We start from the raw sequence: 12,600 nt of genomic DNA on the forward strand, positions 1-12,600 counted from the left end.
CTTCGCCGGGGGCCGTGGCCGGATGGTCGCGGCCCCTGCCCTGGGCGTTCATCGGAATGTCACGCGTGCCGTCTAAGCTTGTCGCAACATGACGAAGCACATCATCTGGGATTGGAACGGCACGCTCTTCCACGACATCGACGCCGTGGTAGGGGCCACCAACGAAGTATTCAAGCCGTACGCGCTTCCTGTGATGACCGCGGACGGCTTCCGCGCGGTCTACACCCGGCCCATCTGGGTCGCCTACGAGCGGATGCTCGGCCGTCCCCTGGCCGAGGGCGAGTGGGAGCTGCTGGACGACGGGTTCCACGAGCACTACTTCCGGCTGAGCGAGGCCTGCGGGCTGGCCGATGACGCCGAGTTCGTCCTGACGAACTGGACGGGCACCCAGTCGCTCTGCTCGATGGCGCCGCACGCCCACCTGGTGCCCAAGGTCGAGTCGTTCGGCATCACGGGGCACTTCAAGAGGGTCGACGGGCTGCTGGGGACCACGGGCGGCGAGAAGGCCGTCCACATGATGGCGCACATCGCGGCCATCGGGGTGGACCCCGGGGAGATCCTGGTGATCGGCGACAGCGTGGACGACGGGCTCGCCGCCAAGCATGTGGGGGCCAAGGCGGTGCTCTACACGGGCGGGATGACCACCAGGGCCGACCTGGAGGGCACCGGCCTTCCCGTGGTCGACACCCTCTCCGACGCGCTCGACTACGCGTAAGGCCTTCGTTTCGTCAGCCTGTGCTTTTATCAGGGCTCGCATTGCCCCATGCTTTAATCGCTCAGGCCCGAACCGAGCCGGGCGTTGGCCGTACCCTTATCGCTCAAGGCCCGGACTCGAGCAGCGGCCCGTCGTACGCTATGCAGCGTCACCCCCCTGGAGGCTGCCATCAACCGCCTTGTGCTCTGGAACATCGACCTGACGCTGGTCGACGTCGCCATCGTGACCAGGGACGCCTACGCCGAGGCGTTCCGCTTCGTGACCGGGCGACCGCTGGTCAAGCTCGTGCCCCCGATGGGCCGCCCGGACTCCGAGATCGTCTTCGAGACGCTCGCCGTCAACGGCATCCAGGCCGAGGACGACCACCTGCCCAAGTTCCTGTCGGCGCTCGCCATGGCCTTCGCCGACCGTCGCGGGCGGCTGGCCAAGGAGGGGCGGATGATGCCGGGGGCCAAGGACGCGCTGAAGGCGGTGTCCCGGCTCGACGGCGTGATCCAGACGGTGCTGACCGGCACCATCAAGAGCAACGCCGTGCACAAGCTCAAGGCGTTCGGGCTGGACAAGCACATCGACTTCGCGCTGGGGGGATACGGCGAGGAGGTCTACCCCAAGGCGACGCTGCTGCAGGTGGCGCAGTCGCGCGCCAAACAGCGCCTCGGCACGCCGTTCACCGCGGCCAACACCGTGGTGATCGGGGACTCCACGCGCGACGTACAGGCCGCCAAGATCGGCGGGGCCGCGATGATCGGGGTCGCCTCCGGGCGCTCCATGGCCGCCGAACTGCGCGACGCCGGCGCCGACTTGGTCCTGCCCGACCTCTCCAACGCCTCCGAAGTCGTCGCCGCCGTGGCGAGCCTCTCCTCTGCGCGAGCCCTCTGAATCATCCCCTTTGGTTGCGGTTCCGTTTCCAAGCCCATCCGTTACGGCCGTTTCCAAGCCCATCCGTTACGGCGGGGCCAAGGTAACCGCACGCGCCGTCGGTGGTTTCCGTCTGTCATGGCCGGTCGTGAAGGCTCACGAGGCGCTCGCCGTGACGAGCGAGACCTTGGACCGGCACCGTGGCCCGGCATGGGCGCCGACCGCATTGCGCCGGCCCCCACCGCACCACGTCCCCCCGACGCGGCGCGGCCGGTGTGTGCGTTGTGGCGGGTGACGCCCTTCCCCTCCGCGCAGCTCCCTTCGCGCCCGGGAGCTCGTGTTCCAGCGCCGTGCCTCCGTGCTCCCCGCTCGTGGACGGGGAGGTGGTTGGGATGCGGTTAAGAGAGGGCGGTGAGGAAGCGGGCGGCGGCTGGGGCGGCTACGGTGGCGCCTGGGCCGGCGCCCTCGGCGATGACGGCGAAGGCCAGGTCGCCTCGGTAGCCGATGAACCACGAGTGGGTCGGGGGCTCCTTGCCTGAGCCGTACTCCGCGGTGCCCGTCTTGCCGGCCGTGCCCTTGGGGAAGCGGACCGCGTGGGCGGTGCCTTCGGTGACGACGGCGGGCATGAGTTTGCGCAGGGCAGCCACCACGCCCTCCTCCAGCGGGTGCGGGTTGGTCGGCTGGGCGTCTGGGATCAGCTCCTCCTTGACGAGGCTGGGCGCTATCCACGCGCCTGAGGCGATGGCGGCCGCGACCGAGGCCATGTTGAGCGGGCTGGCCAGGACGCGGCCCTGGCCGATCGAGGCGGAGGCCAGGTCCGTGTCGTCCTTCGGGTCGGGGAACTCGGCGCGGACGGCGGGGACGCCGGGGGTGATCGGGGTGCCGAAGCCGAAGCTGCGGGCGACCTGTGCCAGGCGGCCGCCGTTCAGCCGGGCCACGCTCATCTCCCCGAACGTCGTGTTGCACGAATGCGCGAACGCCTCCTCGAACGACAGCGTGCCGAAGTCCTCGAAGTCCGCGTTGTGGAAGGGGAAGCCGCCGATGTTCTTCTCGGCGGGGCACGTGACTTGGCGGGACGGCTCGGTCCCGTCCGCGACCAGCGCGGAGGCCGTCACGACCTTGAACGTCGAGCCGGGCGGATACTTGCCGAGCAGCGCCCGGTTGAAGCCGCCCGGCTTGTTCACCACGGCGAGGATCTCGCCGGTCGAGGCCCGGAGGGCCACCAGGGACGCGGGCTGGGAGACGCCCTCCAGGGCCTTGGCTCCCGCCTGGTGGACCTTCAGATCGATGGTGGTCTGGAGCGGGCGGTATCCGCCCGCACGGACGACCGTTTGGATGGGCTTGTCCCCCTCGTAGAGGTCGATCCGGGTGCGGTCCTGCGACTTGAAGCGGTCGGGGAACGTCTGCTTGATGCCCTCCACGAGCTGCTGCACCGATCCGGGTGCGGACGGGGTGTTGATCGGGGTGCCGTCGGCGGCCAGGACCTGCAGAGGGTCGCCCTGCTGCGTGATGACGCGCAGCGAGCGGCCCTGCTTGAGCAGCGGGTGGATGGTCGCCGGTGTCCAGGCCACCTTCCACGTGCGGTCGCGTTCGACGAGCTTGAGCTCGCCGCCGTAGTCCCAGTCGTGCTGGCCGGTCAGCTTGGCGTTGAAGCCGATCTCGTCTCCGTAGGAGGCGAAGACCCCCGTCGGCCTGGGGCGGTAGAAATCCGCTCCGGTGAGCTTGAGGTCTGTGCGGAAGCGGCGGTGCCAGGTCTCGAAGTCGGCGGGCGGGTCGGCCACCAGGGCGCGCATCCCCGCATAGTCCTGGTCCGACCACGCCGCCAGATACTTGTCGGCCGTCTCCACTGGCGAGCCCTCCGTGCGCAGTGCCCAGATCACGCCTCCTGCCGCCACGACCGGAACCAGGAGTGCCGGAAGGATCCACGGCCATCGGCGGCGCCGTGCGTACATTGTCCCCCTTTGTGGTGCCATGAGGCAGAGGACACCAGAGCAGTGGCAGGGGTGTCCAATACTGATATGAGCGCCTCAAAGATATATATGTGGATATAGTGGCTGGTCGTGGACCTCGTTCGACATCTCCGCTACTTCGCCGTGGTCGCGGAGGAACTCCACTTCGGCAACGCCGCCATCCGCCTCGGCATGGCGCAGCCGCCGCTCAGCCAGCGCATCAAGCGCCTGGAGGAAGAGCTCGGCGTGCGGCTGTTCGACCGCTCCGCCCGCCAGGTACGGCTCACCGAGGCAGGCAGGCTGCTCCTGGGCGAGGCCCGCGAGATCGTGGCCAGAGTGGATCGGCTGCACGAGCTGGCCAGGCAGGGCGAGGGTGCGGTGCTCAAGGTCGGCGTCCCGCCCGACCTGGCCGCCGCCGTGATCGCCGCCCTGGTCGCGGGTTTCCGCGAGACCAATCCCGACGTACGTCTCGCGCCCGCCGAGATCTGGACCGCCGACCAGGTGACGGCGCTGGCGGAGGGGACCATCGACGTCGGCCTGGTTCGCCATCCGGTCTCCGCGCCCGGCCTGCGGTTCGGCCAGGTTCTCGTGCAGGCGCAGGGCGTGCTGCTGGCCGAGGGGGATCCGCTCACCGGCGTCGGCGAGGTGCACCTGGCCGATCTGGCAGGCCGCGAGCTGCTGATGCCGCCCAAGGAGGGCGAGCCGGGGCTGCACACGGAGATGCTCGTGGAGTGCCGCCGCCACGGCTACGTGCCCGTGCAGGTGCACGAGGGCGCCGGGCTCGGCCTGGTGCTGGCGGGGGCGGCGGTGGCGTTCGGCCCGAAGGTGGAGCTCCCGGGACTGGCCTGGCGGCCGCTGCTAGGCTCGCCGATCACGTGCCGGGTCTCCACCGCCTGGCGCGTGGCGGCGAACACGGTCAACGACTTCTCGGCCGTGGCCGTACGTACGTTGAAGGAGAGCGCCGGGATGACGGACGAGGGCGCGGTGTCCGTGCGGCGGGTCAGCCGCCGGCCGGGGATGCTGGCATGAGTGAGCGCAGCGAGCGAACAATCAGACACAGCCACGTCGTGCTCATGCGTCCGACGAAGGAGGGCGCATGAGCACGCCCGACTTCGACGCGCTGTTCCGCACGGCGGGCGTGACCGGCTGGCTGTATGCCGCCGACATCGATTCGGGGCGAGAGGTGGGGCACGGGCCGGACGAGCCGCTGCCCTCGGCGTCGATGTTCAAGGTGCCGCTGCTGGTGGCGCTGTGCCGGCAGGCCGACGCCGGGCTGCTGGATCTCTCCGAACGGGTGACCGTGACGGCCGGTGACCGGGTGCCGGGGCCGACGGGGATCTCGGCGATGCTCGACGACGTGACGATCTCGCTGCGCGACCTGGCGTACCTGATGATCACGGTGAGCGACAACACCTCGGCCGATGTGCTGCTGGAGCTGGTGGGGTTCGACGCGGTCAACGCCGTGCTGGCGGGGTTCGGGCTCCACGGGACGCGGGTGACGCAGAGTTGCCGGGAGCTCAACGACAGCATGGGCGTCGACACTGGGCACGGGTGGCCGTACGTGGATCCCGAGGACCTCGCGCGGCTGAGCGTGCTCGACCCCGCGCGGACGAACCGGTCCACCCCTCGCGAGCTGGCCAGGCTGTTCGGGCTGATCTGGCGGGACGAGGCGGCCTCGGAGGAGTCGTGCGCCTGGATGCGGGGCGTGCTCAACATGCAGGTGTGGCCGCACCGGCTGGCCTCCGGCTTCCCGTACGACGACGTCGCGGTCAGCGGCAAGACCGGCACGCTGCCCACGCTGCGCAGCGAGTCGGGCGTCGTCGAATACCCCGACGGCCGGCGCTACGCGGTGGCCGTGTGCACCCGGTCCTTCAGCACCGCGCTCAACCAGCCGCGTGCCGACGCGGTGATCGGCACGGCGGCGCGTATGGCGGTGGACCACCTACGGAGATAGCAAGTTATGTGGAAGGCCGGGTGTGACTTTCCCTCGAACGGGCGACAGGATGGGGCACATGGTTGCTGAGGGCGCGCTTCTCTGGGAGCCGAGCGAAGAGGTGGTCGCGAAGGCCAGGCTGACCCACTACCTGGAGTGGCTGGGGCGGTCGGGACCCTATGAGGACGTGTGGCGGTGGTCCGTCGAGCGCCCCGAGGAGTTCTGGACGTCGGTCTGGGACTACTTCGACGTGATCGGGGAGCGTGGCGACGGGCCCGTCATCTCAGGGACCATGCCGGGCGCCAGGTGGTTCGAGGGGAGCTCGCTCAACTACGCCGAGAACGCACTGCGCCGGACCGAGGGCACCGCTGTGGTGTTCGTGTCCGAGGACGGCGCCCGCCAGGAGCTGACCCGGGATGAGCTGCGCGAGGAGGTGGCCCGCGTCCGCGCGGGGCTGGTCCGGCTCGGCGTGCGGCGCGGCGACCGGGTGGCGGCCTACCTGCCGAGCATCCCGCAGGCCCTGATCGCCTTCCTGGCGACCGCCTCGCTGGGCGCGATCTGGTCGGCCGGCTCGCCTGACTTCGGGGTGCCGAGCATCGTCGACAGGTTCAAGCAGATCGAGCCCAAGGTGCTCATCGCGGTCGACGGCTACCACTACAACGGCAAGACGTACGACCGCTCCGACGCCGTCAACGAGATCGCCGCCCAGCTGCCCACGCTGCGCGCGACCGTGTGGATCCCGTACCTGGCGGCGCTCGACGAGGGCCGTGCGCCCCAGCAGGCCGAGCCTGCCGAGGCGCGCACCCGGGAGGTGCCGCACGGCGAGGTGATCGGCTGGGAGGGGCTGCGGGCCGAGGAGGGGCCGCTGGAGTTCGAGCGGGTGCCGTTCGACCACCCGCTGTGGATCCTCTACTCCAGCGGGACGACCGGACTGCCCAAGCCGATCGTGCACGGCCACGGCGGCATCGTGCTGGAGCATCTCAAGTCGCTCGCCTTCCACCAGGACGTGGGCGAGGGCGATGTGTTCTTCTGGTACACCACCACGGGCTGGATGATGTGGAACTACCTCATCGGCGCTCTGCTGGTGGGGGCCATGCCGGTGCTGTACGACGGCGCGGCCACCTATCCGTCGCCGGCCGCGCTGTGGCGGATCGCCGCCACGGAGGAGGCGACCTACTTCGGGGTCGGGGCGCCGTACATCATGGCCTCGCTGAAGGCCGGGATCCACCCCGATGGGCTGGAGCGGCTGCGCGGCCTCGGCTCGACCGGGTCGCCGCTGCCGCCGGAGGGGTTCGAGTGGGTGGCCACCGAGCTGCCCGGGATCCCCCTGGGGTCCTTCTCCGGGGGCACGGACGTGTGCACGGGGTTCGTCGGGGCGAGCGTGCTCCACCCGATCAGGGCGGGGATCATCCCGTGCCGGTCGCTGGGGGCGAAGGTGGACTCGTACGACATCGCCGGGAAGCCGGTCGTCGGCGAGGTGGGCGAGCTGGTGCTGACCGCGCCGATGCCGTCGATGCCGGTGAAGTTCTGGAACGACCCCGACGGCCGGCGCTACTTCGAGAGCTACTTCGACGTCTATCCGGGCGTGTGGCGGCACGGCGACTGGATCAAGATCAACGAGGACGGCAGCTGCGTGATCTACGGCCGCTCCGACTCGACGCTCAACCGGGGCGGCGTCCGGATGGGCACGAGCGAGTTCTACCGGGTGGTCGAACGGTTCGACGAGATCGCCGACAGCCTCGTGATCGACACCGGGCAACTCGGGCAGGAAGGACGGCTGCTGCTGTACGTGACGCTCGCCGAGGGCGCGACGCTCACGGAGCCGCTCGAACGCGCCCTCTGCGACGCCCTCCGCAAGGAGTTGTCACCGCGTCACGTGCCCAACGAGATCCACGCCGTCCCCGGCATTCCCCGCACCTTGTCAGGGAAGAAGCTGGAGGTGCCCGTACGCAAGATCCTGCTGGGCACGCCCGTCGAGGAGGCGGCCAACCCCGACGCCATGGCCAACCCGGAGGTGCTGCGCCACTTCACGCCGTGAGCAGGATGATCTTGCCTCGGGTGCGGCCTTCCTCTGCCCGGCGGTGCACCTCGTGCAGCTCGGTCAGCGGGTGGGACTCGGCGATCTCGATCGCGAGCTCGCCCCGGTCGATCAGGGCGGCGAACTCGGCCAGCTGAGCCGGGTCGTTGCGGGCCACGAAGTGGGTGCCGCCCTCGATCGGGGTGGCGATCGTGATCACCGTGCGCCCGAGGGCGGCCAGGGCGGCGGCGTCCTCGTAGGGGAGCGCGGCCAGGTTCAGCACCACGTCCATGTCGCCGGGGAGCGGCGTGGTCGTGTAGTCGATCACCTCGTCGGCGCCGTGCCGCTTGACCGCGGCCGCGCTGCGCGGGCTCGCCGTGGCGAACACGGTCGCCCCCGCCAGCTTGGCGAACTGGACGGCGAACATGCCGACCCCGCCGCCCGCCCCGTTGATCAGCACGCGCTGCCCCCGGGTGACGCGGGCGTGCTCGTGGACCGCCTGCCAGGCGGTGAGCCCGGCCACCGGGATGGCGGCCGCGTGAGCGAGCGGGACGCTCTCCGGCGCCCTGGCCAGCATGCTCGCGGGCACGGCCGTGTATCCGGCGGCGGCGCCGTCCACCTGCCCGAACACGCGGTCGCCCGGGGCCAGGCCCGTCACGCCCTCGCCGAGCTCGGCGACCGTGCCTGAGACGTCCCAGCCGAGCGTGTGCGGCAGGCTCACCGGGAGCACCTCGCGTAGAAGGCCCGCGCGCAGGCCGACCTCCGACGGGTTGAAGGAGGTGGCGGCCACCTCGATGAGCACCTCGCCGGGGCCCGGACGCGGCGTCGGGATCCGGTCGTAGCGGATCGCGTCGCCGTATTCGTGGATGCGGGCGGCCGGCATGGTCTCGGGCTTGGGGGCGGTGCTGAACGCCGCCGCGTGCTCCGCCACCCAGGTGGCGAACGTGCGAGGCGGGGTCTTGGTGACCTCCTTCACCGTCGAGGTGGCGGTGGCCGGGCGGGCGGCCAGGTCTGCCTGGGCCCGGAGGACGCCGTCCACCGCCTGCGGGGGCCAGCCCCTGGCCAGCAGCTCCTCACGGGTGTGATGCGGGGGGACCTCCTCCCAGCTGGCCGGAAATTTCACGATTTCGGAAATGACGCGTACCTGGTCGGCCTGGGTGATCGGCTCCGGGCCGGTCAGCTCGTGGACGGCGCCGTGGTGCCCGCCGTCCAGCAGCGCCCGCACGGCGACCGCCGCCACGTCCGCCTCGTGCACCACGGGCATGGCGGCCAGGCCGTACGAACCGCGCACCACACCCGCCCGCACCTGCGCGGCCCAGCGCAGGGCGTTGGCCGCGAAGGCGTGCGGGCGCAGGAACGTCCACTCCAGCCCCGACTCCTCGATCAGCCGCTCGATCTCGCGTTCGTGGCCGCGCACCGCGGCGGAGGAGAGGTAGACCACGCGGCGCGCCCGGCCGGCGATCGCGTCGATCAGCGCCCCCGCCCCTTCCGCCGTGGCGAACGGCCACACCAGGAACACCGACTCCACCCCGTCGAGCGGCAGCGACCCTGGGTCCGCCAGGTCGCCCACGGCCCTGCTGAAGGGCCTGACCTCGGCCCCGGCCTCCCTCAACTGCGCCGCCACCTGCCTGCCGACCGTGCCGGTCTCGCCTGTGACCAATACTGTTCTCATGCAGGCCACCGTAGAGGTCGGCAACGAGACAACCAATGCGTCATCGGCGTTGATTTCATACGCGATCGTCTTCCTCTAGGCTTTCACCATGGATGTGCTCAGCGACGTGATCGCCCTCATGCGCACCGGCAGCCCCCGCTCGGCCCGTGTGGAGTGGCGTGCGCCCTGGGGGCAGCGCTTCCCCTCCGTGCCCGGCTCCGCCGGATTCCAGGTGGTCCTGCGAGGAGCGGGCTGGCTGATCCCGCCGGACGGCGATCCGATCGCGCTGTCGATGGGCGACGTGGTCTTCTTCCCCCACGGTCACGGCTACGCCATGGCCGACTCGCCGTCCACCCCGCTGGCCGAGCCCGACTGCGACCCGCTGGACGACGGGCCCGGCCTGTTCGCCGACGCGCCGGTCGACGGCCCCGTGTCCGCAGTCCTGCTGTGCGGCGGCTACCGGCTCGACCCGAGCCGGGCCCATCCGATCCTGCGCGAGCTGCCAGACATGATCCACCTGCCCGCCCGGCTCGGTCTGCACAGCGAGCTGCGTGCCGCGGTCGAGGCTCTGGGGGCCGAGATCCAGCGTCCGCGGCTGGGCGCCGACACGGTGGTGTCGTCCCTGCTCGACCTGCTCCTGCTCTACATCCTGCGGGCCTGGTTCCAGGGGGAGCACGGCCACTGCTCCGTCGGCGGGTGGACCGAGGCGTTGGCGGATCCCGGCATCAGCGCGGCGCTGGACGACATCCACAGGGATCCGGCTCACCCGTGGACGGTCGAGGAGCTGGGCGCGCGGGCGGGGCTGTCGAGGGCCGCCTTCTCCCGTCGCTTCAGCGCGCTGGTCGGCCGGCCGCCGCTCACGTACATCACCTGGTGGCGCCTGGCGACGGCGGCCCGCCTCATGCGGGAGTCCGACGCCCCGCTGGGCCAGATCGCCGCCAAGGTCGGTTACACCTCGGAGTTCGCCTTCGCCAACGCCTTCAAACGGGAGTACGACGTGGCGCCGGGCAGGTACCGCCGCGAGGTCTGCCCAGCGGGGTGACCTTCACGGGCGGTGGCACTGGGCGTGTTTCTTGCCCGCGAGTGAATGGCTTAAAACGTAACAATTTCCGTACGGAGATCCACTGCTCGGAAATCTCGTATTAACCGGCCATTGACGGTCAACCACTCGCTGAATTAGCGTCCCTCCCATCTCTTAAAACGATTTTGCCGGGAGTGCGGCAATGGAAGAGACTCCCGTTCTGTCCCTCTCACAGGTCAGCAAGGCGTTCGGCGCGGTGCGCGCCGTACGCGAGGTCTCTCTGGAGCTCTTCCCCGGCGAGGTGCACGCGCTCGCCGGGGAGAACGGCGCGGGCAAGTCGACGCTCGTGAAGATCCTCTCCGGCGTGCACCGGCCGGACTCGGGGCGGATCCTGCTGGACGGCGAGCCGGTGGAGTTCGGCGGGCCCGCGGACGCGCAGCGGGCCGGGGTCGCGGTCATCTATCAGGAGCCGACCCTCTTCCCCGATTTGTCGGTCATGGAGAACATCTTCATGGGCCGCCAGCCCCGCGGTCGCCTCGGCATCGACCGGCGGGCCATGCGTGCGAGCGCCGCCGAGCTGTTCGCCAGGCTGGGCGTGCACCTCGACCCCGACCAGCCGGCCCGCGGCCTGTCGATCGCCGACCAGCAGCTCGTGGAGATCGCCAAGGCGCTGTCGCGGCAGGCGCGGGTGCTCATCATGGACGAGCCGACCGCCGCCCTGTCGGGCACGGAGGTCGCCCGGCTGTTCGGCGTCGCGAGGACGCTGCGCTCGCAAGGCTGCGCGCTGCTGTTCATCTCGCACAGGCTGGAGGAGATCTTCGAGCTGTGCCGGCGGGTCACCACCCTGCGCGACGGCGCGTACGTCGCCGAGGACCTGATCACCGAGATCACCCCCGACGACCTGGTACGGCGCATGGTCGGCAGGGAGCTGGACGCCCTGTTCCCCAAGCAGGAGACGTCCCGCGGCGAGGTGGCGCTGAAGGTAGGCAGGCTCACCCGCGAAGGCGTCTTCACCGACGTTTCCTTCGAGGTGCGGCGGGGCGAGATCGTCGCGCTGGCCGGGCTCGTCGGAGCCGGGCGCAGCGAGGTGGCCAGGGCCGTGTTCGGCATCGACCGGTGGGACGCGGGCAGCGTCGAGGTGGACGGCAAGCGGCTGCGGCCCGCCAGCCCCACGGCGGCCATGGCGGCCGGACTGGCGCTGGTGCCCGAGGACCGGCGGCAGCAGGGGCTCGTCATGGACCTGTCCATCGAACGCAACATCGGGCTCGCCGGGCTGGCCGCCGTACGCAGAGGGCCGCTGATCTCCCGGCCGGCCGAACGGGAGCGGGCCAAGGACTGGGCGGTGCGACTGCGGCTGAAGTTCGGGCGGCTGACGGACCAAGTGAACGTGCTGTCCGGCGGCAACCAGCAGAAGGTCGTGCTGGCCAAGTGGCTGGCACGCAAGCCGTCGGTGCTCATCGTGGACGAACCGACCCGCGGGATCGACGTGGCCACCAAGGCCGAGGTGCACCGGCTGCTGTCGGAGCTGGCCGGGAACGGGGTGGCGGTGCTGATGATCTCGTCCGAGCTGCCCGAGGTGCTGGGGATGGCCGACAGGGTCCTGGTCATGCACGAGGGGCGGCTGGTGGCGGAGCTCGCCCGTGCGGACGCGACCGAGGAGAGCGTGATGGCCGCCGCCACCGGAAGGAGCGTCGCGTGACCGTGACCGCCGCCAGACCCGAGACCGCCAGGCGCAACGGGAGCCGGCGGCTGGTGGACCGGGTCGCCCGGGTGCGCGAGCTGGGCATCGTCGTCGCGCTCGGCGCCCTCTTCGGCGTCACGGGCGCCGTCAACCCGTCGTTCCTCACCTACGCCAGCCTCCGCGACATCCTGCTGAACTCCGCCATCGTCGCCATGCTCGCCGTCGGCCAGACGCTCGTGGTCATCACCAGGAACGTCGACCTGTCCGTCAGCTCCGTGGTGGGCCTGTCGGCGTTCGGAGGCGCGCTGATCCTGGCCGACCATCCGGGCGTGCCGGTCGCGGTCGTGATCGCCGGGTGCGTGCTGCTCGGCGCTTTGTGCGGAGCGGTCAACGGGCTGCTCGTGGGGGCGGCGAAGGTGCCCGCGCTGGTGGCCACGCTCGGCACCCTGTACGCCTTCCGCGGCATCGACTTCGCCTGGGCCGGCGGGCGCCAGGTGAACGCGGCCGACATGCCCGAGGGCTTCCTGTCCCTGGGGACGCGCTCGGTGCTCGGCGTGCCGCTGCTCGCCCTGATCGCCCTGGCCGTGCTGGCGGTGGTCGGCTGGATGCTGGGCAACCTGCGCTCCGGCCGCGAGCTGTACGCCATCGGCTCCAACCCCGAGGCGGCGGTGCTGGCCGGGATCAGGGTGCGGCGCCGGATCGTCGCGGCGTTCGTGGCCAACGGGGCGCTGGCAGGGCTGGCCGGGGTCATGTGGGCGGCCCGCTTCGGCACCGT

General features: G+C 71.0%; 10 protein-coding genes. 8 read left to right on the forward strand and 2 right to left on the reverse strand.

Going from position 1 to position 12,600, the window contains the following annotated elements; all coding sequences use genetic code 11:
• Nucleotides 1–88: 88 nt before the first annotated feature.
• Both AB0J09_RS17465 and AB0J09_RS17470 read left to right on the forward strand, forming a co-directional pair.
• Nucleotides 89–715 carry an HAD hydrolase-like protein gene (locus tag AB0J09_RS17465; RefSeq protein WP_360691334.1) on the forward strand — a complete coding sequence of 209 codons (627 nt, stop codon included), beginning with the start codon at nt 89–91 and terminating at the stop codon, nt 713–715.
• Nucleotides 716–895: 180 nt separating this feature from the next.
• Nucleotides 896–1,594, forward strand: a complete 699-nt coding sequence (locus AB0J09_RS17470) for a haloacid dehalogenase-like hydrolase (RefSeq protein ID WP_360691337.1) — start codon at nt 896–898, stop codon at nt 1,592–1,594.
• A gap of 377 nt (nt 1,595–1,971) precedes the next feature.
• On the opposite strand, the gene AB0J09_RS17475 is transcribed toward AB0J09_RS17470, so the two are convergent.
• Complete coding sequence (locus AB0J09_RS17475; RefSeq protein WP_360691340.1) at nt 1,972–3,453, reverse strand: penicillin-binding transpeptidase domain-containing protein; 1,482 nt, start codon at nt 3,451–3,453, stop codon at nt 1,972–1,974.
• Nucleotides 3,454–3,633: 180 nt separating this feature from the next.
• Between AB0J09_RS17475 and AB0J09_RS17480 the strand changes: the two genes are divergently transcribed.
• From AB0J09_RS17480 to AB0J09_RS17490, 3 genes are all read left to right on the forward strand, one after another.
• Nucleotides 3,634–4,551: a LysR family transcriptional regulator gene (locus tag AB0J09_RS17480; protein ID WP_360691344.1), complete on the forward strand. Its 918-nt coding sequence runs from the start codon at nt 3,634–3,636 to the stop codon at nt 4,549–4,551.
• A gap of 67 nt (nt 4,552–4,618) precedes the next feature.
• On the forward strand, nt 4,619–5,476 hold the full coding sequence (locus AB0J09_RS17485; RefSeq protein WP_360691347.1) for a serine hydrolase: 858 nt from the start codon (nt 4,619–4,621) through the stop codon (nt 5,474–5,476).
• A 58-nt stretch (nt 5,477–5,534) separates the two neighbouring features.
• Nucleotides 5,535–7,493, forward strand: coding sequence for an acetoacetate--CoA ligase (locus AB0J09_RS17490; protein ID WP_360691350.1), 1,959 nt, complete (start codon nt 5,535–5,537; stop codon nt 7,491–7,493).
• Here AB0J09_RS17490 and AB0J09_RS17495 read toward each other — a convergent pair.
• On the reverse strand, nt 7,483–9,144 hold the full coding sequence (locus AB0J09_RS17495) for a zinc-binding dehydrogenase (protein WP_360691354.1): 1,662 nt from the start codon (nt 9,142–9,144) through the stop codon (nt 7,483–7,485). The genes AB0J09_RS17490 and AB0J09_RS17495 overlap by 11 nt on opposite strands.
• An 88-nt stretch (nt 9,145–9,232) precedes the next feature.
• Here AB0J09_RS17495 and AB0J09_RS17500 point away from each other — a divergent pair, with 88 nt between their 5' ends.
• From AB0J09_RS17500 to AB0J09_RS17510, 3 genes are all read left to right on the forward strand, one after another.
• Nucleotides 9,233–10,165, forward strand: coding sequence for an AraC family transcriptional regulator (locus tag AB0J09_RS17500; protein WP_360691357.1), 933 nt, complete (start codon nt 9,233–9,235; stop codon nt 10,163–10,165).
• Nucleotides 10,166–10,346: 181 nt separating this feature from the next.
• Nucleotides 10,347–11,843 carry a sugar ABC transporter ATP-binding protein gene (locus AB0J09_RS17505; protein WP_360691360.1) on the forward strand — a complete coding sequence of 499 codons (1,497 nt, stop codon included), beginning with the start codon at nt 10,347–10,349 and terminating at the stop codon, nt 11,841–11,843.
• A partial coding sequence (locus tag AB0J09_RS17510; RefSeq protein WP_360691363.1) for an ABC transporter permease occupies nt 11,840–12,600 on the forward strand: 761 nt, incomplete at its 3' end. The genes AB0J09_RS17505 and AB0J09_RS17510, both read left to right, overlap by 4 nt.

The sequence above is a fragment of the Nonomuraea sp. NPDC049784 genome (assembly GCF_040659615.1).
In the GTDB taxonomy this organism is placed as follows: domain Bacteria; phylum Actinomycetota; class Actinomycetes; order Streptosporangiales; family Streptosporangiaceae; genus Nonomuraea.